Source organism: Rhodococcus spelaei (genome assembly GCF_006704125.1).
Taxonomy (GTDB): domain Bacteria; phylum Actinomycetota; class Actinomycetes; order Mycobacteriales; family Mycobacteriaceae; genus Rhodococcus_G; species Rhodococcus_G spelaei.
This window is the reverse complement of record NZ_VIGH01000008.1, coordinates 111,725-132,444: the sequence shown is the minus strand read 5'-3', so window position 1 is coordinate 132,444 and position 20,720 is coordinate 111,725. Positions and strand designations below refer to the sequence as shown.

General features: G+C 70.3%; 19 protein-coding genes and 3 tRNA genes. 14 read left to right on the top strand and 8 right to left on the bottom strand.

The window, feature by feature from the left end; all coding sequences use genetic code 11:
- Nucleotides 1-72: 72 nt before the first annotated feature.
- From FK531_RS17605 to FK531_RS17585, 5 genes are all read left to right on the top strand, one after another.
- Nucleotides 73-145 (top strand) — tRNA-Gly (locus FK531_RS17605).
- Nucleotides 146-168: 23 nt separating this feature from the next.
- A tRNA-Cys gene (locus tag FK531_RS17600) sits at nt 169-239 on the top strand.
- 16 nt (nt 240-255) lie between these two features.
- Nucleotides 256-330: transfer RNA gene (locus FK531_RS17595), tRNA-Val, on the top strand.
- Between the two features lie 175 nt (nt 331-505).
- The gene (locus tag FK531_RS17590; RefSeq protein ID WP_181763007.1) at nt 506-1,228 is read left to right on the top strand and encodes a hypothetical protein; all 723 of its coding nucleotides are present in this window, start codon (nt 506-508) and stop codon (nt 1,226-1,228) included.
- 41 nt (nt 1,229-1,269) lie between these two features.
- Nucleotides 1,270-1,692 (top strand): RDD family protein, encoded by a 423-nt coding sequence (locus FK531_RS17585; RefSeq protein WP_290367636.1) that lies wholly within the window; start codon nt 1,270-1,272, stop codon nt 1,690-1,692.
- Nucleotides 1,693-1,729: 37 nt separating this feature from the next.
- Here the strand turns inward: FK531_RS17585 and FK531_RS17580 are convergent, their stop codons facing one another.
- Together FK531_RS17580 and FK531_RS17575 are read right to left on the bottom strand one after the other, a co-directional pair.
- Nucleotides 1,730-2,647 (bottom strand): alpha/beta hydrolase fold domain-containing protein, encoded by a 918-nt coding sequence (locus tag FK531_RS17580; protein WP_142101632.1) that lies wholly within the window; start codon nt 2,645-2,647, stop codon nt 1,730-1,732.
- On the bottom strand, nt 2,647-4,035 hold the full coding sequence (locus FK531_RS17575; protein ID WP_142101630.1) for a GH1 family beta-glucosidase: 1,389 nt from the start codon (nt 4,033-4,035) through the stop codon (nt 2,647-2,649). The genes FK531_RS17580 and FK531_RS17575 overlap by 1 nt, the downstream gene beginning before the upstream one ends.
- Before the next feature lie 98 nt (nt 4,036-4,133).
- On the opposite strand from FK531_RS17575, the gene FK531_RS17570 reads away from it, so the two are divergent.
- From FK531_RS17570 to FK531_RS17560, 3 genes are read left to right on the top strand one after another with little or no spacing between them, the layout of a single operon-like run.
- Nucleotides 4,134-5,351, top strand: a complete 1,218-nt coding sequence (locus FK531_RS17570) for an MFS transporter (RefSeq protein ID WP_142101628.1) — start codon at nt 4,134-4,136, stop codon at nt 5,349-5,351.
- A gap of 15 nt (nt 5,352-5,366) precedes the next feature.
- Nucleotides 5,367-5,813, top strand: coding sequence for a ribosomal protein L7/L12 (locus FK531_RS17565; RefSeq protein ID WP_142101626.1), 447 nt, complete (start codon nt 5,367-5,369; stop codon nt 5,811-5,813).
- Nucleotides 5,810-6,346, top strand: a complete 537-nt coding sequence (locus FK531_RS17560; protein ID WP_142101624.1) for a GNAT family N-acetyltransferase — start codon at nt 5,810-5,812, stop codon at nt 6,344-6,346. The genes FK531_RS17565 and FK531_RS17560 overlap by 4 nt, the downstream gene beginning before the upstream one ends.
- An 89-nt stretch (nt 6,347-6,435) precedes the next feature.
- On the opposite strand, the gene zapE is transcribed toward FK531_RS17560, so the two are convergent.
- Nucleotides 6,436-7,449, bottom strand: coding sequence for a cell division protein ZapE (zapE, locus tag FK531_RS17555; RefSeq protein WP_142101622.1), 1,014 nt, complete (start codon nt 7,447-7,449; stop codon nt 6,436-6,438).
- Between the two features lie 34 nt (nt 7,450-7,483).
- Between zapE and FK531_RS17550 the strand changes: the two genes are divergently transcribed.
- From FK531_RS17550 to msrB, 4 genes are read left to right on the top strand one after another with little or no spacing between them, the layout of a single operon-like run.
- Nucleotides 7,484-8,239, top strand: a complete 756-nt coding sequence (locus FK531_RS17550; protein WP_181763006.1) for a pyrimidine reductase family protein — start codon at nt 7,484-7,486, stop codon at nt 8,237-8,239.
- 22 nt (nt 8,240-8,261) lie between these two features.
- The gene (locus tag FK531_RS17545; RefSeq protein ID WP_142101617.1) at nt 8,262-9,854 is read left to right on the top strand and encodes an alpha/beta hydrolase; all 1,593 of its coding nucleotides are present in this window, start codon (nt 8,262-8,264) and stop codon (nt 9,852-9,854) included.
- 26 nt (nt 9,855-9,880) lie between these two features.
- Nucleotides 9,881-11,122 carry a glycosyltransferase family 87 protein gene (locus tag FK531_RS17540; protein ID WP_246098239.1) on the top strand — a complete coding sequence of 414 codons (1,242 nt, stop codon included), beginning with the start codon at nt 9,881-9,883 and terminating at the stop codon, nt 11,120-11,122.
- Nucleotides 11,119-11,541 carry a peptide-methionine (R)-S-oxide reductase MsrB gene (msrB, locus tag FK531_RS17535; protein ID WP_142101613.1) on the top strand — a complete coding sequence of 141 codons (423 nt, stop codon included), beginning with the start codon at nt 11,119-11,121 and terminating at the stop codon, nt 11,539-11,541. The genes FK531_RS17540 and msrB overlap by 4 nt, the downstream gene beginning before the upstream one ends.
- A gap of 6 nt (nt 11,542-11,547) precedes the next feature.
- Here the strand turns inward: msrB and FK531_RS17530 are convergent, their stop codons facing one another.
- The 5 genes from FK531_RS17530 to hemE form a co-directional block, all read right to left on the bottom strand.
- Complete coding sequence (locus FK531_RS17530; protein WP_246098238.1) at nt 11,548-12,786, bottom strand: serine hydrolase domain-containing protein; 1,239 nt, start codon at nt 12,784-12,786, stop codon at nt 11,548-11,550.
- A gap of 100 nt (nt 12,787-12,886) precedes the next feature.
- Nucleotides 12,887-15,163: a molybdopterin-dependent oxidoreductase gene (locus FK531_RS17525; protein WP_142101970.1), complete on the bottom strand. Its 2,277-nt coding sequence runs from the start codon at nt 15,161-15,163 to the stop codon at nt 12,887-12,889.
- A gap of 95 nt (nt 15,164-15,258) precedes the next feature.
- Nucleotides 15,259-15,954, bottom strand: a complete 696-nt coding sequence (gene hemQ / locus FK531_RS17520) for a hydrogen peroxide-dependent heme synthase (RefSeq protein WP_142101611.1) — start codon at nt 15,952-15,954, stop codon at nt 15,259-15,261.
- 4 nt (nt 15,955-15,958) lie between these two features.
- A complete protein-coding gene (locus FK531_RS17515) occupies nt 15,959-17,311 on the bottom strand; it encodes a protoporphyrinogen oxidase (RefSeq protein WP_142101609.1) in 1,353 nt (450 codons plus the stop codon).
- Entirely contained in the window at nt 17,308-18,405 is a 1,098-nt protein-coding gene (gene hemE, locus FK531_RS17510; RefSeq protein WP_142101607.1) for a uroporphyrinogen decarboxylase, read from the bottom strand. The genes FK531_RS17515 and hemE overlap by 4 nt, the downstream gene beginning before the upstream one ends.
- Nucleotides 18,406-18,567: 162 nt before the next feature.
- On the opposite strand from hemE, the gene FK531_RS17505 reads away from it, so the two are divergent.
- Both FK531_RS17505 and FK531_RS17500 read left to right on the top strand, forming a co-directional pair.
- A complete protein-coding gene (locus FK531_RS17505) occupies nt 18,568-19,056 on the top strand; it encodes a MarR family winged helix-turn-helix transcriptional regulator (RefSeq protein WP_246098237.1) in 489 nt (162 codons plus the stop codon).
- A complete protein-coding gene (locus tag FK531_RS17500) occupies nt 19,053-20,699 on the top strand; it encodes a chloride channel protein (RefSeq protein WP_246098236.1) in 1,647 nt (548 codons plus the stop codon). Before FK531_RS17505 ends, FK531_RS17500 begins: the two co-directional genes overlap by 4 nt.
- The last annotated feature ends 21 nt before the right edge of the window (nt 20,700-20,720 follow it).

Genomic DNA, 20,720 nt, shown 5'->3' with positions numbered 1-20,720 from the left:
TGATCGACGCGCCTCGTGGGCTATCGTTTCATCCGCACCACCGAAGAGGCCCAGCCGCTTCGACCGGTGCATGCGGACGTGGCGCAGCTGGTAGCGCACAACCTTGCCAAGGTTGGGGTCGCGGGTTCGAATCCCGTCGTCCGCTCGAGAGGTTGGGTACAACCTTACGGTGGAGTGGCCGAGTGGTGAGGCAACGGCCTGCAAAGCCGTGCACACGGGTTCGATTCCCGTCTCCACCTCTCACGCAGTGAACCTGCGCGATTAGCTCAGCGGGAGAGCGCTTCCCTGACACGGAAGAGGTCACTGGTTCAATCCCAGTATCGCGCACCAGAATTCGACAAGTCCGGCCCCCTCTCGAGGGGGCCGGACTTGTCTGTCCGGCGGGTCCGTACTCTCCCCGATTCCCCTACCGCTCACCCGAACGCGACACCTGCGGCCGGATACGGTATCTACTGGTAGACACAGTTTTTCTGGAAGCACGGTGTTCTACGGGAGAGGTGCCGCCATGACTACCGCGTCCGGCGAGGGTAACGAGGCCCTGTACCTGATGATCGGTGCCGCCGCGCGCACCCTGGACGTGGTCAGATGGTCCGGCCGGACCGCCGTCGGCGTCGCCCGGACGGTTCCGGGGATCGCCGGTCGTCTCGACGCCGCCGCGGCCGCCGCCGTGTCACGCGGCGAGGAAACCCTGCAGGCGGCGACTCAGTTTGCGCGCACCGCGCTGCGCACCGCGATCCGCGAGGTCGTCGCGGCCGCGCTGGTGGAAGTGGACCTGACAAAAATCGTCCGTGACCATGTCGATCTCGACCTGATCGCCGAGGGAATCGACGTGGACGCGGTCGCCGAACGCATCGATCTGGGTGCGATCGTGCGCCGCCTCGACCTCGACGCCCTCGTGGACACCGTCGACCTCGGCAGGCAGATCGACCGGGTGGACATCGACGCGATCGCCGCGCGCATCGACATCGACGCGATCATCGCCCGAATCGATCTGCTCGGCCTCGCCGACCAGATCATCGACGGCGTCGACCTGCCGCAGATCATCCGTGACTCCACCGGCTCCCTGTCCTCCGAGGCCGTCCGCGGGGTGCGCAGCCAAGGAATGCAGGCCGACGACGCGGTCGCCGGGTTCGTCGGGCGCCTGTTCGGTCGAGACCGGCCCACCGGCGGACCCGCAGACGAGGCCGCCGACACCGAACTCGACGAGAACGGGCAGACGGCGCCGTGACGCACCCCCACCCCCTACCGGAGCGGCGACCGGCAGGCATCGTGACCCGCAGCCTCGCCGCGGCCGTCGACATGGGCGTGGTGCTGGCGCTGCTCGGTGGCTGCTATCTGGGCATGACCTTCGTCCGACTGCTGTTCTCGCCGCAGAACTTCACCTTCCCCACACCCGCGGTGCTGCTGTCGGTCACGGCGTGGCTCGTGGCGTCGCTGGTCTACCTCACCGTCTGCTGGGCGACCACGGGCCGGACGGTCGGGTCCCTGGCGATGGGCCTGCGGGTGACGACCACCCGGGGCCGACGGGTCCGTTGGCCGGTCGCCGCGCTCCGAGCGCTGCTGTGCGTGTTCTTCGCGGTCGGCCTCGGCTGGGCCGCGGTGGATCCGCGCAGACGCTCGATACAGGACATCCTGCTGCGTACCGAAGTGGTCTACGACTGGCGGTCGGATCCGGACGCGGTCACCGCGTGACCGGATGCGCCTCGTGCCTGGCTGTTCTGCCCGGGGCCTAGCGCCCTGACCGGGATGCGACCGAGGAGCGCACCGCCGCGGCCAGCTGCCGTCGCGCGGCTCGTCCCTCGGGCGTGCGCAGCAGCGGGTAGACGTGCAGCATGCCTGGTGCCTCGTGGTACTCGAATCCGGCTGCCGCGCCGGTCATTCGCTCGCGCAGGCGACGGGCGTCGGCATGCACGATGTCGCGGGTGCCGGTGAACACGGTGATCCGGCCGAGATCGTCGAGGTCGGCGCGGAGGGGACTGACCAACGGGTCGCGCGCCGACAGCGGCCCACGGTAGGCGTCACCCGCGGCCCGCAACCCGTCCGGACTCAGGCACGGGTCGTGCGGAGCGAGCGAGGCGATCTCGGGGTCGTCGACCGCCACGTCCAGCCACGGGGAGATCAGGATCGTGTGTGCCGGAGCGATTCCCGTGCGCGCACGCAGTTGCGCGGCCACCGCCAGGACAAGTCCCCCGCCCGCCGAGTCACCCATCATCGTCAGGCGGTCCGGTCCGGCGTCCGCGCCGAGCACCTCCGCGAGGTCCACCGCCGCGGGCACGATCACGTCCGCAGTCGTGCACGGGGCGAGCGGATAGATCGGCACCACCACCTCGACGCCCGCGCGGCGAGCCAGTCCGGCGACGAAAGTCCAGTGCTGACGGGTAATTTCGCGGAAGTACGCCCCACCGTGCACGTACACCACCCGGTCCAGGTCCGCCCGCGCACCGCGCGGGGTGACTGTGTAGACGGGCCACCCCGCGGCCGAGGTCTCCATCCGGAGGTCCACCCGCCGGCTCAGCCCCCGCGGCGGCCGGAACGACGTCGGCTGCCGCGCGAGCGCGGCGATGGCGCGGCGGGTGGCCGCGGCGCTGCGCCCGCCGCCGCGCAGCGTGAAACGGAGCCGGATCGCGCGGCTCGCCAGGCTCTCCATCAGCCTCCCGCTCGCTGCGCCGCGATCAGGTCCCGGTACCAGTAGTACGAGTCCTTCGGTGTGCGCGTGAGCGTCTCGTAATCAACGTGCACCAGACCGAAGCGCTCACGGTAGCCTGCCGCCCACTCGAAGTTGTCCATGATCGACCACACGAAGTAGCCGCGCACGTCGACGCCGTCGTCCATCGCCTGACCGAGCGCCGCCAGGTGGTCGCGGTGGTAGCCGATGCGCTTGTCGTCCCGAACCCGGCCGTCGCCGTCCGGATCGGGGTCGTGGAACGAGGCGCCCGACTCGGTGACGTAGATCGGCGGCAGCGCATCGCCGTACCGGTCGGCGAAGATCGACACGATCTCGCGCAGGCCGGCGGGCACGATGGGCCATCCGAAGTCGGTCCGCTCGTACCCCTCGAGTGCGACCGGCTGGAACGGCATCCCCGGCGGCAGATCCACCTCGAGCACCCCGGTGCTGCCGTCGTCGGAGGTCGGGGCCGCGATCACCGTCGGCTCGTAGTAGTTGATCCCGAACCAGTCCAGCGGCTGCGAGATCACTCTCAGGTCCTCGTCGACCGGACCCTGCAGGATCGCGGCCAGCTCCTCGGCCGGATAGCTGCCGCGCAGCACCGGGTCGGCGAAGGTCCAGTTCACGATGTGATCGTAGATGTCGGCAGCCTCGGTGTCGGCCTCCGACTCGCTGGCCGCGTGCACCGGAGCGTGATTCGACGCGATGCCGATGTTGTCGCAGCCGGCGGCCCGCAACGCCTGCACCGACAGCCCGTGGCCGAGCAGTTGGTGGTGGGCGGCCTGCAGTGCCCCGAAGCCCAGTTCGAGGCCCGGCGCGTGCACGCCGAGTGCGTGCCCGTAGAGGGTGTGCACCACCGGTTCGTTGAGCGGCATCCACATATGGACCCGATCGCCGAGCCGACGACCTACGATGTCCGCGTACTCGGCGAGACGCTGGGCGGTGTCTCGGTTGAGCCATCCCCCCGCGTCCTGCAAGACCTGTGGGAGGTCCCAGTGGAACAGCGTGACGGCCGGCTTGATGCCCGCCGCGCACAGCTCGTCGACGAGACGCTCGTAGAAGTCCAGCCCCGCCTCGTTCACCGCACCGCTGCCGGTCGGCTGCACGCGCGGCCAGGACACCGACAGGCGGTAGGAGTCCACACCGAGCTCGCGCATCAACGCGACGTCCTCGCGATACCGGTGGTAGTGGTCGGTCGCGACCGCACCGGTCTCTCCGCCGACCACCGCGGCGGGACGCTCACAGAACTCGTCCCAGATCGACCGGCCGCGGCCGTCCACGTCGACGGCGCCCTCGATCTGATAGGCAGCGGCAGCCACTCCCCACAGAAAGTCCTGCGGGAACGACAGTTTGGTCTCGGCAGCAGTCATGGAGCGAGTCTGACCAATTGTTGGACACACGTCCAGTCCGGTGTTTCAATTCGTGAACAACCGGCCCGCACGGGCCCAAGCGAAAGCAGCCCTCCCCCATGACGCTTCCCACCCCCGACAGCGGTGCGGCCCCGACCACGCCCGCGCAGCGCGCGGCCCGCGTGTCCACCGCGGTGGCCTTCGGGTTGCAGGGCTTCTTCCTCGCGGTACTGCTCACCCAACTCCCCCAGTTCAAGGACCGGTTCGGCTTCGACGACACCACCATCGTCATCGCAGTCGTGACGGTCTCGCTGGTCGCGGGCGTCGGCAGCGTGCTCGCCGAGTACGTCGCCACCCGCGCCACCAGCAAGACCACCCTGCGCGCCGGACTCGCGGTCATCGCGGTCGCGGGCATCGGCATCGGGCTCTCGAACTCGACTGCGCTGTTCTTCGCCGGGTTCGCGGTGTACGGCATCGGTCTCGGCATGGTCGACGCCGCCGCCAACATGCAGGCCGTCGCCATCCAGCACCGGTACGGCCGCTCGATCCTGTCGTCGTTCCACGCCGTGTGGAGCATCGGCGCCATCATCGGCGCGCTGTTCGTCTCCGCGTCGTCGGCGCTCGAGGTGAGCCTGCCGGTGTCGATCCTGGTCGCCGCCGTCGTCGTCGCGATCGGTACCGCCGCGCTCGGTCCCCGTCTGCTCGCCACCGGACCCGAAGTCACGTCCTCGGCGGCCACCCCACTCGTCATCCCGTGGCGACCGTTCCTCGCGCTCGGCGCGGCGATGGCCCTGTTCTTCGCCATCGACTTCAGCGTCGGCAACTGGTCCGCGCTCTACCTCAAGGACCTGCTGCTCGCCAGCGCGAGCACAGCCGCACTCGCGGTAGCCGCCTACCAGGGTGCCGGGCTCGTCTCCCGGCTCACCGGCGACTACTGGGTGCGCAAGTACGGCGAGATCGCGGTGGTCCGGGTCGGCGCGGGAATCGCCTCGGTCGGCCTGGTGGTCGTGGTGTTCGCGCAGAGCCCCGCGATGGCGATCGCCGGGTTCCTGATCGTCGGACTCGGCGCGCCCGTCGTGGCGCCGCTGTGCTTCAGTGCCGCCGGACGGCTCGCCCCGCCCGAACAGACCGATGCGGTGATCGCGCGCCTCAACCTGTTCAACTACGCGGGCACGGTGATCGGCGGCGGCATCGTCGGCGCCGTCGCCGACCTGACCAACATGCGGATCGGGTTCGCCATCCCGCTCGTCTTCGCCGTCGGCCTGATCCTGCTGGCGCCCGCGTTCCGGCCCGCCCGCGCCGACGCGGCACCGCTTTCCGTCGACCACGTCGGGTAGTGGTTGACTGGCACCATGCCGAACTGGGGCTGGCTCATCGTGGTGCTGATACTCGTGGACGTCGCGGTGCTGACCGCGTGGTTGGTGACCAGACGAGGCGGCCCGCGTACGGCCACCGGCTACACCAGCGCCACCTTCATCCGTCGCCTCGACCTCGAGACCCGGGAGCGGATCGAACGCCTCGTGGCCGACCACAAGAACATCCACGCGATCAAGGTCCTGCGCGACGCGACCGGGCTCGGACTGTCCGAGGCGAAGGCCGCGATCGACGCTGTCGCCCGCGGCGAATGGGTGCCCTCAGCGGGTCTGGACACCGCGCCACCGCCCGCGGGGTGGGCGCTGCTCGAGCCCGAGGTGCGCGCGCTCAAGCAGTCGGGTGAGCCGATCAAGGCGATCAAGTTGCTGCGCGACCGGACCGGCATGAGCCTGCGCGAGGCCAAGCAGACGGTGGACAACCTGTGACCGAGACCCTGGCCGTCGTCGACGCCGCGGCGGACGACGCCGCCGCACTCGCGGAGGTCGCCGCGGTGACGTTCCCGCTCGCGTGCCCACCCTCGGTCACCGAGGCCGACGTCGCAGACTTCCTCGCCACCGTGCTGTCGGCGGACCGGTTCGCCGACTACCTGACCGCCCCGGACCGGGCGGTGCTCAAGGCGGTCGGCGCCGATGGCATCGTCGGGTACGCGATGCTCGTCGACGGGGTGGTCGACGACCCGGACGTGCGGGCCGCGGTCACCGCCGTGCCGACCGTCGAGATCAGCAAGCTGTACGTGCTACCCGACCATCACGGTGAGGGCGTCTCGCACCTGTTGATGTCCGTTGCCCTGGAGCGGGCGCGGGCCCGCGGCGCGGCCGGCGTGTGGTTGGGCGTCAACCAGGAGAACGTTCGCGCGCAACGCTTCTACGCGAAGCAGGGATTCGAGAGGGTCGGGACCAAGCGGTTCCGGGTCGGGGACCAACTGCACCACGACTTCGTACTCGAGCGCCGGTTCTGACCGCCACCCCCCAAAACGGGTGAGGGGAACCATCACCCTGTCAGACCGAATGATGGTTCCCCTCACCCTGAGGTAGGTGGGACAGCAGGCTAGGCCGGGACCTCGAAGCGCGAGAGCGCCAGCAGTCGCGACGTGGCGCGCAGGTACTTCTTGCGGTAGCCGCCGGCGAGCATCTCCGGGGTGAAGATCTCGTCGAGCTTGGCGCCCGAGACGGTCACCGGGATGCTGGCGTCGTAGAGGCGATCGGCGAGGACCACCAGGCGCAGCGCGACCGACTGGTCCTGGGCCGGGTGCACGCCCCGCAGGAACACCGCGGACACGCCGTCGATCAGCTTGTTGTAGCGCGACGGGTGCAGGGTGCTCAGGTGCTTGCACAGCGCGTCGAAGTCGTCCAGGGTCGAACCGGGTGTCGCGTCGGCCAGCTCGGCGAGCTCGGCGTCGGAGATCGGCTCGGGGGCGGGCGGCAGGTCGCGGTGACGGTAGTCGGGTCCGTCGACGCGGATGGTCTCGAAGATCGAGCCGAGCTTCTTGATCTCGCGCAGGAAGTCCTGGGCGGCGAAGCGGCCCTCGCCGAGCTGTCCGGGCAGCGTGTTCGAGGTGGCCACGATCGACACCCCGCGGGCGGACAGCTCGGTCAGCAGCCGGGAGACGAGCATGGTGTCGCCCGGATCGTCGAGCTCGAACTCGTCGATGCACAGCACACTGTGGTTCGAGAGCTGCTCGACGGCGTTGTTGAAGCCCAGCGCGCCGACCACGTGGGTCAGCTCGACGAAGGTGCCGAACGCCTTGGGGCTGGGCACACTGTGGAAGATCGACGCGAGCAGGTGGGTCTTGCCGACACCGAAGCCGCCGTCGAGGTACAGGCCGGCGCCCGAGGCCTGGGCCTTCTTGCCGAACAGTCCGCGTCGGCCGCCGGAGCGGATCTTGCCGACCTTCCCGGCGAACTCCTCGGCCTTGCGGACCGCGGCAGCCTGGCTCGGCTCGTTCGGATCGGGGATGTACGACGCGAAACTCACCTCGTTGAACATCGCCGGCGGGACCATCTGTGCAACCAACTGGTCTGCTTGGAGAACCGGACTACGGTCAACGAGGCGTGCGTGCATGTAAACAGCGTATCTACGTGCTGTTATAACTCCTGTGCACCATCTCGATAATGCGACCTACCTCACAGCGCTCCACGACGACGCGCTGCGCGACCTGCACCGCTACCCCGACAACCCGTCCGCGCCGTGGATCCGGGTGAACTTCGTGGCCAGCATCGACGGCGCGGTCTCCACCGACGGCACCTCCGGCGGCCTCGGCACTCCCGCCGACCACCGCCTGTTCACCATCCTGCGCGAACTGGCCGACGTGGTGCTCGTCGGTGCCGGGACGGTACGGGCCGAGAACTACGGCGGCGCCCGCACCGACCCGACCCAACGCGCGCGGCGTCGTGCGCGCGGACAGTCGGACACCCCACCGATCGCGGTCGTCACCGCGGGAGCCCACGTCGACCCCTCGTCGCGACTGCTCGTCGACACCGACGTCGCTCCCCTGATCCTGACGTGCACGGAGGCCCCCGCCGCCCGCAAGCGTGCGCTCGCCGACGCGGGTGCGCGGGTGCTCGAGATCGGGCACGGGGCCGTCGGGACCGCCGCGATCGTGTCGACCCTCGGCGAGCTCGGCCTGCACCGGGTGCTGTGCGAGGGCGGGCCGTCGCTGTTCGGCCAGTTGCTGGCCGACGACGCGGTGGACGAGCTGTGCCTGACCACGTCCCCGATGCTGGTCGGCGGCGGGTCCGGCCGGATCGCCTCGTCCCCGCGCGCCGGCGCCACCGCGATGCGTCGCGCCCACGTGCTCGGCGACGACGACGGCACGGTACTGACGCGATGGGTGCGCGAGCGGGGTGCGTGAGCAACCTGGCAGGCTGTGGCCCATGCCATTCCCCGTCGCTGCGCTCACCCGGCGCAGATTGTGGTTGCCGGCAGCGGTTCTCGTGCTCTGCGTCTCCGCCTGCGGAGCGGGACCGAGCGTGCGGCCGGACGTGGCGGTGGTCGAGCGCGGCGACGGCGCGACCGCCGAACCCACCGGGACGCAGGGCCCGCCGGCACTCGCCGCACCGGTGCACGACCTGAACTGGCAGGACTGCACCCGCACCACCCTCGACGTCCTCGGCCTGGGACCCGGGCCCGCCGGACTGGTCCTCGAGTGCGCCGAACTGGCCGCGCCCATCGACGCGGGCGGCCGGATCCGCGGTTCCTTCTCACTCGGTGCACTGCGCGCCCGACTGCCCCAGACCCCGGCCGACGCCGCGCCCCTGGTGCTGACGTCCGGCGCCGACCGGTCGTCGACGAGCACCCTGGCCGCGCTCGCCGCGGGACCGGCGGCGCCGCTGCTCGCCGCCCGGCCGCTGGTTGCGGTCGATCGCCGCGGGATCGGTACGTCCACGCCGATCGAGTGCCTCGCACCCCGAGGGAATCCCACCCTGGGCAAGCAGATGTTCGACCTCGGTCAGTTCACGGCGCCACCGGTCGCGGGCGGCGACGCCGTCGACACCGTGATGGCGCTCGGCCGCGACGCGACCACCGAATGCACCGACTTCCTGCAGCCGCAGGAGCTCGCCTTCGACGCCGCGCACGCGGCCGACGACCTCGAACAGCTGCGCACCACGTGGGGCGTCGACCGGCTCGGACTGCTCGCCACCGGCAGCGGCGGAGATGTCGCGCTGGCATTCGCGGCCAAGCATCCCGGGGCGGTGGCACGGCTGGTCCTCGACTCCCCCGCCACCGTCCGCGCAGACGCCGTCACCGTGGCCGAGACCCGCGTGCGCGGGCAGGAGGCCGCGCTCGCTGCGTTCGCCAGGCAGTGCGCGGCGCTGGCGTGCGCGCTCGGCCCGGATCCCCACGCGGCGGTGCTCGACCTGATTCACCGGGCCGGGGCGGGCCAGTTGCGCCCGATCTCGACGAACGCCCTCGGCGCCGCCCTGACGGATTTCCTCGGCTCGCCGCGGGGTGACCAGCAGGCCCGGATCCGGGAGTTCGCCGACGTCCTCGCCGCCGCCGGGCGCGGTGACACCGCCGGCCTGTCCGATCTCGTCGGCCGGGCGGCTTCCGCGACCGACTCCGACGGGCAGTTCGTGGCCCGGTGCTCCGACGGTCAACAGTGGCCGACTCCCGGCCGCGTACGCGAGCTGCAGCGGGACTGGGGTGAGCGGTACCCCGCGTTCGGCCCCGACGCCGCATTGTCGTTGCTGCTGTGCGCCTCCTGGCCGACCACCGCTGCCCAGCCCACGCCGTCCGCACTGTCGGTGCCCGTGCTGACGATCGCGGGTGCGGCCGATCCGGTCGCCGGCGACGGGGCCGCCTCGGCGTCCGGCGCGGTCGCCGCCGCCGGTGCGCCCTCCTCGACCCTCGCCTGGCTGGGCCGCGGGCATCCCGCGAGCAGCCACTCGGAGTGCGTGCAGCAGGCCGTGGTGACGTACGTCGGGACGGGCACCCTGCCGCCCGACGGCGGCGCCTGCCCCGGCTGAACACCTCGCCGGTGTACCGTGCCACGGTGTTCCTTCGACAGCTCGAACCGCGCACCGCACGCACCACCGCCGAGGTGGTGAAGTTCGCGCTGTGGCCGCTCGCGATCATGACGGTCCTGCATCGGGTGCTGGTCAAGGCGGTCAACGGGGCCCGTACCGACGACTTCACCCCGGTGTACCGGGCGGCGCTGGCGTTCCTCAACCACAAGCCGGTCTACACCGCGAACTTCAACTGGGTGGACCCGCACTACCTCTACCCGCCGAGCGGCACCCTGCTGATGGCCCCGATCGCCGTCATCGACCCCGAGCGCTCGCGCTGGTTGTTCATCGGCGTCAACGCGATCGCCGTGATCGTCGCCGGGTACCTGTTGCTGCGAATGTTCGACCTGACGATCTCGTCCGTCGCGGCGCCGATCCTGCTGCTGGGCATGTTCTCCAGCGAGACCGTCACCAACACCCTGATCTTCACCAACATCAACGGTCTGGTCCTGCTCGGCGAGGTCGCCTTCCTGCTCCTGCTGCTTCGCCGCCGGGACGCCTGGTCGGGCGTGGCGATCGGACTGACCTTCGCGGTCAAGCCGATCCTGGCGCCGCTGCTGCTGCTCCCCCTGGTCACCAAGCAGTGGAAGGTGTTCGTCACCGCCCTCGGCATCCCGTTGATCCTCACCGCGGTCGCCTGGCCGCTGTCCGCCGACCCGATGGACTTCGTGCACCGGACGCTGCCGTACCTGATGGAGTCCCGCGACTACTTCAACAGCGCAATCGTCGGCAACGGCGCGTACTACGGCCTGCCGGACCTGCTGATCCTCGCGCTGCGAGCGGCGTTCGCCGTGGTGGTGCTGGTGTCGCTCTGGCTGCTGTACCGCTACTACCGCGAGGACCGGCTGTTCTTCATCACCACTGCCACGGGTGTACTGCTGACGGCGTCGTTCCTGCTCGGTTCGCTGGGCCAGATGTACTACTCGATGATGCTGTTCCCGCTGCTGATGAGCGTGGTGCTGCGGAACTCGGTGATGCGCAACTGGCCGGCCTGGCTGGCGGTCTACGGCTTCATGACCTTCGACAGCTGGCTGTCCGGCAGGTTCCCTGCCTCCGGTCGCGCGGCGGAGTACATGAAGACCACCCTCGGCTGGAGCTTGCTGCTGCTGGTGATCTGCGGCGTCCTGGTCGCCCGCTACGTCACCGCCAAGCGGGAGGGCAGGCTCGAGCGCGGCATCGACCCCGTCTATCCCGAACCGGAACCGGAGAAGGTTAGCGTGGAGGCATGAGCTCCGACGCAGATCCGACGCCCGGCCTCCAGCTCACCGACGAGCAGTGGCGGCAGCGACTGACGCCCGAGGAGTACGCCGTGCTCCGTCAGGCGGGGACCGAACGACCCTTCGTCGGCGAGTACACCGACACCACGACGGTCGGCGAATACCACTGCCGGGCCTGCGACACGCTGCTGTTCACCAGTTCGGAGAAGTTCGAGTCGCACTGCGGCTGGCCGTCGTTCTTCGATCCCGCCGACTCCGACGCCGTGATCCTGCGCAGCGACGACACCCTGGGCATGCGCCGGGTCGAGGTGCTGTGCGCGAACTGCCACAGCCACCTCGGCCACGTCTTCGAGGGCGAGGGTTACCCGACGCCGACCGACCAGCGGTACTGCATCAACTCGATCTCACTGCGGCTGGTCCCGAAGGCCTGAGCGCCGCTAGCTCGTCGGCGTGGGACTACCGGTCTGCGAGGCACCGGATGTCGGCGGGAACATCTCGTCGACGATCGTCTTCGCGATGCTGCTCGCCGGGTCCTGGCCGTTCGCCGCGGGCGCGAGGTTCGCCCACACCACCAGCGTCACTCCGCTGGCGGGGTCGCTGCCCATGAACGAGTTGTAGCCCGGCAGCTCGCCGGTGTGCCCGTACAGCGGGCCCAACTTCGCCATGGCGAGGCCGTACTCGGGGCCACCGGGCTTGCTGGGGTCGGTCGGCTGGAATGCGGCCATCCGTTTCGCCTGCATCTCGGGGTCGAGGACCTTGCCGTCGGCCTGCGCCTCCGCCCACGTCGCGAGGTCGTGCGCGGTCGAGATGCCCGATCCGGCCGCCCAGGCCCAGGACGGGTTGCCGTCGGTGACGTCGTGCGGCGCCAGGGTGCCCGCCTTCGCCGCGGCCTGCATGTCCGCCGGAATCGCCGGGTCGGTCATGGTGAGCACGTTGTCGCCGAACATGTAGCCATGCGAGTACGGGACGGGGATCGCGTTGGAGGTGAGCTCGGGGAACACGGTGTTCTTCAACCCGACCGGGCCGAACAGCCGGTCCTGGAAGATCTGTGGGAGCGGCTTGCCGTCGATCTTCTCGGCGATCAGTCCGAGCAGGATGAAGTTGGTGTTCGAGTAGTGGTAGCCCTGGCCGGGCGGGAAGTACGGCGGATGGGCGTACGCCAACGCGAGCAGTTCGTCGGGGGTCCACGCCTTCTGCGGTTCCCGGTCCATCGTCTGGTTCAGTTCCAGCGTCTCGCTGTAGTTGAACAGGCCGCTGCGCATGTCGAGCAGCTGTTCGATGGTGATGCCGTCGCCGCCCGGCACGTCGGGGCGGTACTTCGAGACCGGATCGGTGAGGGCAATCTTGCCCTCCTGCACCTGCTGCAGGATCACCGTGCCGGTCCACGTCTTGGTGTTCGACCCGACCCGGACGTGGTCGTCGAGGCCGACCGGTGCGCCACCGCCGCGTTCGGTGGTGCCGTAGGTGACGGTCTGCTCGCCCTTCGGGGTGCGCAGCAGCACCACCACCCCGGGTAGCTGGAGGTCCTTCGCGGCCGCCACGACGGTCGACTGCAGTGCCGCGTCATCGATCGCGGCCACCGGCACAGACGCGGTGGTGGAACCCGGACCGGACCCGGAATCGGAGCCGGACGAACAGGCTCCGACCATCAGTGTCACGGCGAATGCGGCGCCCACCGCACGAACGTATCGACCACGAAATACACCCGCAGTACGGTTCATGACAGCTCACCGTACGCCGTGCCGCGGCCCCGTACGGTCCGAAACGTCCGATCGGTCAGCGCTGCCGCACCACCGGCGGGTCGTAGGCGCGGATCGGCGGCAGCTCTCCGTCGAACCGTTCCACCTGCACCAGCACGTGCTGGCCGGTGCACCCGCGTGCCAGGCTCGAGGTGCCGACGTCGGCGGTCAGCACGTTCGGATTGCCGTGCACACACAGGGAATTCGGGTCGGACGGGTCGAGCGGGTCGTACCACGCGCCGGTGGAGAGCTGCACCACACCGGGCAGCAGACCGTCGTCGAGGACCACCCCGGCCAGACAGGCACCGCGGTCGTTGAACACCCGCACCACCTGGCCCGCCGCGAGACCGCGTTCGGCCGCGTCGTCGGGGTGGAGCCGGATCGGTTCGCGGCCTTGCACTTTCGACGCCTGACTCGTCGCGCCGTGGTCGAGTTGACTGTGCAGTCGGGTCTTCGGCTGGTTCGCGATCAGATGCAGCGGGAACTCGCGTGCCCGCTCTCCCCCGAGCCACTCCTCCGGCTCGTACCAGGTGGGGTGGCCCGCGCAGTCGTCGTAGCCGAAACCGTCGATGTCCGAGGAGAAGATCTCGATCCGCCCGCTCGGTGTACGCAACGCGTTGGCCTCCGGGTCGGCCCGGAAGTCCTCGAACAGGGTCAACCCCTCCTCGGTGCGCATCCGCAGGTGCCCCCGGCGCCAGAACTCCTCGAACTCGGGCACGTCCGCGCCGTCGGCTTCGACGAAACCGCGCCACTGCCCGTACATGTGCTCGAGCCACTGCCGCGCGGTACGACCCTCGGTGAAGAGTTCACCGAACCCGAGTCGGGTCGCGAGGGCCGCGAAGGTGTCGTAGTCGTGGCGGGCGTCGGCGAACCGGGGCGCGGCGGCGTGCATCGCCACCAGCAGTGGGTCGTTGCGGGTGCACGAGAGGTCGTCGCGTTCGAGCGAGGTGGTGGACGGCACCACGATGTCCGCGTGCTTGGCCATCGGCGTCCAGTACGGGTCGTGCACGACGATCGTGTCCGGCCTGCCCAGCGCCCTGCGCAGTCTGCCGATGTCCTGATGGTGGTGGAAGGGGTTGCCGCCCGCCCAGTACACCAGCCGGATGTCGGGGAAGGTGCGGTGCTCGCCGTCGAAGTCGTACTGCTGCCCCGGATTCAGCAGCAGGTCCGAGATCGCCGCCACCGGAATGGAATCCGACACCGGGTTCTGTCCCTGGAACAGGGTCGGCAGCGGGTACGGCACCGGCGCCAGGCCAGGTTCGTTCATCGAGCCGTAGCCGTGGCCGAAACCGCCGCCCGGAAGCCCGATCTGGCCGAGCATCGCGGCCAGGGTGATGCCCGCCCACGGGGCCTGTTCGCCGTGCCGGACCCGCTGCAGTGACCAGGTGACGGTGATCAGGGTGCGGCCCTTGGCCATTCGACGGGCCAGGTCCGCGATCGTCTCCGCCGGCAGTCCCGACAGCTGCGCGGCCCACGCCGGTGTCTTCGGGACGCCGTCAGCGCGGCCGAGCAGGTAGTCCTCGAACTTGTCGTAGCCGGCGGTGTAGCGGTCCAGGAAGGCGCGGTCCGCGAGCCCCTCGCTGGCCAGCACGTAACCGCAGGCCAGCATGATCGCCACGTCCGTGCCCGGACGCGGGGCGAGCCGCTCCGCCTCGCCGTGCAGGTCGTCGGCGAGCGGGCTGATCGACACGATCCGGCCGCCGCGGGTGCGCAACGCGTCCAGCGCCCCGCGGGTCGGATGATTGCTGGTACCACCGTCGTTGACGGCGGTGTTCTTCAGCGGCACCCCGCCGAAGCACACCATCAGGTCCGTCTCGCGCGCGATGACGTCCCAGTTGGTGGAGCGCGCGAACATCTTCCAGTGCGTGCCCACCACCCGCGGCATGATCACGCCGGTCGCACCGAGCGAGTAGCTGTGTTCGGAGCGGGTGTAGCCGCCGAGCATCTTCAGGAAGCGGTGCACCTGGCTCTGCGCATGGTGGAAACGGCCCGGCGAGGACCACCCGTAGGAGCCGCCGTAGATCGCGCGGTTGCCGTGCCGGTCGACGACACGGCGCAGTTCGGTGGCCAGCAGTCCGGTCAGCTCGTCCCAGCCGACCGCGACGAACTCGTCGGCGCCGCGGGCATCGGACGGTCCGGGTCCGTTCTCGAGCCAGCCGCGCCGGACCGCCGGCCCGGCGATCCGCGAACGGTGCCGCACCGAACCGACCGCGTTGGCCAGGATCGGCGAGGGATCGGCATCGCCGGAGAACGGGTGCACAGCGGTGACCTCGCCGCCCACGGTCTCGGCCTCGAACATCCCCCAGTGCGCCATGTGCTGGTGCCGCGTCGATCCCGAACTCATGACTGCCAGTCTGCCAGCGGGCTCACCGCACCACGACACACCCGTTCCGGCGACGGAAGCCGCTGTCAGGGCAGGGCGGCGATCAGCTTCTCGACGTCGACGCGCGGGCCGGAGAAGAACGGCGTCTCCTCGCGGACGTGCATCCGGGCCTCGGTGGCCCGCAGGTCGCGCATCAGGTCGACGATGCGGTCCATCGCGGGCGCCTCGAAGGCCAGCAGCCACTCGTAGTCGCCGAGCGCGAACGCGGGGACGGTGTTGGCCCGCACGTCCGGGTAGTCGCGGGCCTCCTTGCCGTGGTCGGCGAGCATCTTGCGACGATCGGCGTCCGGGAGCAGGTACCACTCGTAGGACCGCACGAACGGGTAGACGCAGACGTAGGCGCCCGGCTCCTCACCCGCGACGAACGCCGGCAGGTGGCTCTTGTTGAACTCCGCGGGGCGGTGCAGGCAGGCGTTCGACCACACCGGATCGCTGGCCTGACCGAGGTCGGTGGTGCGCCGGAAGTCGGCGTACAGCTTCTGCAGGTCTTCGAGCCGCTCGGCGTGGTACCAGATCATGAAGTCGGCGTCGGCGCGCAGACCGGAGACGTCGTAGATGCCGCGAACGATCACGTCGGTGTCGTCGAAGGATTCGAAGAACGCCTTCGCGTCCGCGATCGCCTTGGTGCGGTCCTCACCGAGGACCCCCGGCTGAACCTGAAACACCGAGAACATCGCGTAGCGCAGGGTGGAGTTGAGCTTGTCATAGTCGAGGCGTGCCATGGCCCTATCCTGCCACTGCCGCCGCGAGCCGTGCCGCGGCCGCTGTCGCCGACGCCACGCAGGCCGGGACGCCGACGCCGCGGAGCATCGAACCGGCCAGCTCCAGCCCGTCGACCTGCGCGATCTCTGCGTCCAGCGCTGCGACGACGTCGAGGTGCCCGGCCCGGTACTGCGGCAGTCCGCCGTGCCAGCGCTGCACGACCGCCTGCACCGGTGCGTCGGTGACGCCCGTGACGGTGGCCAGGTCGGCGCGCGCGAGGGTGATCAGCTGCTCGTCGTCGGCGTCCACGATCCCGGCGTCGCCGAAGCGGCCGAACGAGGCCCGCGCCAACAGCACCTCGCGCCGGGCCAGGTGCGGCCACTTGCGGCCGGACAGGGTGAACGCCTTGGCCGCGAGGTTCTCGCCGGTCGCGACGAGGATCCCCGAGTTCGGCGGCAGCCCGGCGTCGTGCGGCAGGGCCAGCGCGACCACCACCGACGACGCGAGCGGGATGCGCGCGGCCTGGGCGGCCGCCGCGGGCGCGGGTCCGGCGAGCAGTTCGGCGGCGCGGTCGGCGGGGACCGCGAGGAGTACCCCGTCCACCTCCCCCACCGGGTCGACCGCCCAGCGCCCACCGGAACGCCTGATCCCGGAACCAGCTGTGGCAGAAATGATTTCGGCTCCGGATGCCGACGTCAGCGCATCCAGCAGCACACCGTATCCGTCGTGCAGCGCACCGAACACCGGGGCGTCCGACGCCGGCGGCAGTGCCCGCCCGACCGCCTCGGTCAGGCTCGTCGCGCCGGCGTCGAGCGCCGCCGCCAGGGTGGGCACCGTGGCCCGGACGCCGGCCGTGTCCGACAGTCCGGAGTAGACGCCGCCGAGCAGCGGGTCCACCGACCGCCGGACCACCTGCTCGCCGAAACGCGAGCCGACCAGTTCCGCGACCGAGACGTCGGCGCCGCGGTCCCAGTGCAGCGGCACGGTCGGTTCGGCCGCGACCCGAGCGAGGGTGTCGGCGTCCACGAGCCCGTCCAACGAGTCGGCCCGCGCCGGAATGCCCATCAGCGTTCCGGTCGGCATCGGGTGCAGGCGACCACCCGACCAGATCAGCGGCCGCGCCGACGAGGGGTGCTCCACCTGATCGGACAGTCCGAGTTCGGCGAGCAGCGCGGGCACCTCGGGCCTGCGTTCGATGAACGCCTCGGCGCCGACGTCGACGGGTCCCCCGGCCAGCTCGGTGGTGCGCAGCTTGCCGCCGAGCCGGTCGGACGCCTCGAGCACGACGATCCGCGCGTCCGGTCCGAGCGCTCCGCGCAGCCGGTACGCGGCGGTCAGCCCCGAGATGCCCCCACCGACGACGGCGATCGTGGTCACAGCGAGTGCACCAGCTCCACCACCGCGGTCAGCACGGCCGGGTCGGTGTCCGGCAGCACGCCGTGGCCCAGGTTGAAGATGTGTCCGGCCGCGCCCGCGGCGATCGCGCGGTCGCCCTCTTCGGCGATCCGCCGGACCTCCCGCTCGACGGCGTCCCAGCCGGCGAACAGCACAGCCGGGTCGAGGTTGCCCTGCAGCGCCTTGCCGGGTCCGACCCGTCGCGCCGCATCGTGCAGCGGGATCCGCCAGTCCACCCCGACGACGTCGGCGCCCGCCTCACCCATCGCGCCGAGCAGCTCGCCGGTGCCGACGCCGAAGTGGATCCGCGGCACGTTCGCCTCCGCGACCTCCGCGAACACCCGCTCGGAGTGCGGCAGCACGAACTGGCGGTACTCGGCCAGCGAGAGCGCACCCGCCCACGAGTCGAACAGCTGCACGGCGTCGACGCCGGCGTGCAACTGGGCCTTGAGGAAAGTGATGGTGGTGTCGGCGAGCGCGCCGAGCAGTGCGTGCCAGGTGTGCGGGTCGGAGTGCATGAGCGCCTTGGTGCGCTCGTGGTTGCGACTCGGGCCGCCCTCGACCAGGTACGAGGCGAGGGTGAACGGCGCTCCCGCGAAACCGATCAGCGGGGTGTCGCCGAGCTCGCGGGTGAGCAGGCCGATCGCGTCGGTGACGGCGCCGACCTCCTCGGGCCGCAGCCGAGGCAGCGCGGCGACGTCGGACGCCGAGCGCACCGGGTTGGCCACCACCGGACCGGTGCCGGCCACGATGTCGAGGTCGATGCCCGCCGCCTTGAGCGGAACCACGATGTCCGAGAACAGGATTGCCGCGTCCACCTTGTGCCTGCGCACCGGCTGGACGGTGATCTCGCAGACCAGTTCGGGGTTGAAGCAGGATTCGAGCATCCCGATCCCGGCGCGGATCTCGCGGTACTCGGGCAGCGAGCGCCCGGCCTGACGCATGAACCACACCGGACGGTGTGCCGGCCTGCGTCCGGTCGCCGCGGCGAGCAGCGGCGCGTCGGGCAGCAGCCGTCGGAACGGGTACTGCGCCCCGGTGGCCATCGCTGAATTCGTGTCTTCCAAGTCGCTCATGTGTCCCAACGCTTCGTCGCCCGCCATGTCCTACCGGTCATGCTGCCAGACGCGAGGACCCGCCACCGCCCCGCCGCGGGACAGCCCGACCCGCCGTGGCGCGGGTCACGTCGCCCCTCAGATTGTTGTAGACAACAGTTGTCGACTGCAATACTTTCTGGCGTGAACACTTCCGATCGTGGAGCAACGGCACCCACCCAGGGCGAAATCGACGCGTTCCAGCGCGCGACCCGCGACCTGATTGGAGTTGCCCTGCACAGTCTCGAGATCCTCCAGGGCGAGGTGTCACTCCCCCAGTTCCGGCTGATGCTTTCGTTGCACGACCTCGGCCGCAGCCCCTCGTCGCAGGTCGCGCACGCCCTCGGCGCGAGCAATTCGTCCGTGACCCGGTTGGCGGACCGACTGCACGGCTCCGGCCACGTCGAACGCGGCACCGACCCACGTAGCCGCAGCGTCGTCACCCTCGAGCTCACCGCTCGCGGCCACCGTGTCGTGGACAAGGTCCTCGAGTGGCGGCATCACGAACTGGCCCGGATCCTCGCCGGTCTCGGCGCGGACCAGCGAGCCGCCACCGTGGACGGGCTGGCCCAGTTCCACCGCGTCGTCGGTGAGCAGTACACCGCCGAACTGCACGGTCCGGTGCCGCTGTGAGCGCGACGAAGGGCGCCCTCCGTCGCCGTGAGCTCGGGGACTTCTCGGTGGAACCGCGGATGCTGGTCATCGCCGGTTGGGCGACACTGGTCGGTGGACTCGGCGCCCTCGCCGCCTGGCTGCTGCTGATGCTGATCGGCCTCGTGACGAACCTGGTGTTCTACCAGCGCTGGGACACCCAGCTGGTCACCCCGAGCGGCGGCCACGATCCGTGGTGGCTGATCCTGTTCGCGCCGATCGCGGGCGGCCTGATCATCGGACTGATGGCCCGCTTCGGGTCGGAGAAGATCCGCGGCCACGGCATGCCCGAGGCCATCGAGTCCATCCTCACCGGCGGCAGCATCGTGCAACCGAAAATTGCTGTGCTCAAACCCGTTTCGGCCGCGGTGAGCATCGGAACCGGCGGTCCGTTCGGGGCCGAGGGACCGATCATCATGACCGGCGGAGCGATCGGCTCGATCCTGGGCCAGGCGCTCCACGTCACGGCCGACGAACGTAAGACGCTGCTGGTCTCCGGTGCCGCGGCGGGCATGGCCGCGACGTTCAATTCGCCGATGGCCGCCGTGCTTCTCGCCGTCGAGCTGCTGCTCTTCGAATACCGTCCACGCAGTTTCGTGCCGGTGGTGGCCGCGGTGGCCGTCGCCACCGTGGTGCGTGGATTCATCCTGGGGACCGGCCCCGTCTTCCCCGTCGACGCGACCGGTCTGCACATCACACCCACGGTGTCCGCGCTCGCCGTCGTCATCGGCGTCAGCGGCGGAATCCTCGCCCTGGTCGCGACCTGGCTGGTCTACAAGTCCGAGGACGGATTCGCCCGACTCCCGTTCCACTGGATGTGGTGGCCTGCGATCGGCGGCGCGATCATCGGTATCGGAGGGCTGATCGAACCACGTGTCCTTGGCGTCGGCTACGACGTGATCGACGAATTGCTCACCGGCAAAGCAACACTCGGACTGATTCTGGGCATCCTGGTGGTGAAGACACTGATCTGGTCACTGTCCCTGGGCTCGGGCACTTCCGGAGGCGTGCTGGCGCCGATCTTCATGATCGGCGGCGCGCTCGGCGCCCTGGAAGGCATGATCTTCCCCGATGTCATTCCGGGCTTCTGGGCCATGCTGGGTCTGGCGGCGGTCGTCGGCGGAGTGATGCGATCACCGCTCACCGGGGTCGTCTTCACCCTCGAACTCACCCATGTGTGGGGTGCGATGCTGCCGCTACTGATTGCGTCGACGGCCGCGTATGCGCTGTCCGTGCTGGCCCTCAAGCGATCGCTGCTCACCGAGAAGATCGCACGACGGGGCCTGCACCTGACCCGCGAGTACTCGACCGACCCGTTGGAGACCTTCTTCGCCGAGGAGGTGATGTGCACCGACACCGATGCCACCCGCGCGGCACGGGAGCTGGCCGACTCGGCCCAAGAATCGGGTCTGTACGTGCACCCGCGGGACACCCTGCGCCACGTGGCGTACGTGTTCGCCGAACATGGGGTGACGGAGGCGCCGGTGATCGACGGCGGCGAGCCGGTCGGCCTCGTCACCGCGGCGTCGCTGCTCCAGGCGCGCCTGCACGACCTCAACGAGGAGCGGCTTCGGCAGCGACGATTCCGGCTCGCACCGCCTCGGCCCGCCGTGGCGGTCCGGTAGCCGGGCCACGGAACGCCGCGG

Bases quoted from the DNA above. Each gene is read 5' to 3' on its own strand.
- FK531_RS17590 (WP_181763007.1), top strand. From the start codon at position 506: ATGACTACCGCGTCCGGCGAGGGTAACGAGGCCCTGTACCTGATGATC.
- FK531_RS17580 (WP_142101632.1), bottom strand. From the start codon at position 2,647: ATGGAGAGCCTGGCGAGCCGCGCGATCCGGCTCCGTTTCACGCTGCGC.
- FK531_RS17575 (WP_142101630.1), bottom strand. From the start codon at position 4,035: ATGACTGCTGCCGAGACCAAACTGTCGTTCCCGCAGGACTTTCTGTGG.
- FK531_RS17570 (WP_142101628.1), top strand. From the start codon at position 4,134: ATGACGCTTCCCACCCCCGACAGCGGTGCGGCCCCGACCACGCCCGCG.
- FK531_RS17565 (WP_142101626.1), top strand. From the start codon at position 5,367: ATGCCGAACTGGGGCTGGCTCATCGTGGTGCTGATACTCGTGGACGTC.
- zapE (WP_142101622.1), bottom strand. From the start codon at position 7,449: ATGCACGCACGCCTCGTTGACCGTAGTCCGGTTCTCCAAGCAGACCAG.
- FK531_RS17545 (WP_142101617.1), top strand. From the start codon at position 8,262: ATGCCATTCCCCGTCGCTGCGCTCACCCGGCGCAGATTGTGGTTGCCG.
- msrB (WP_142101613.1), top strand. From the start codon at position 11,119: ATGAGCTCCGACGCAGATCCGACGCCCGGCCTCCAGCTCACCGACGAG.
- FK531_RS17525 (WP_142101970.1), bottom strand. From the start codon at position 15,163: ATGGCGCACTGGGGGATGTTCGAGGCCGAGACCGTGGGCGGCGAGGTC.
- hemQ (WP_142101611.1), bottom strand. From the start codon at position 15,954: ATGGCACGCCTCGACTATGACAAGCTCAACTCCACCCTGCGCTACGCG.
- hemE (WP_142101607.1), bottom strand. From the start codon at position 18,405: ATGAGCGACTTGGAAGACACGAATTCAGCGATGGCCACCGGGGCGCAG.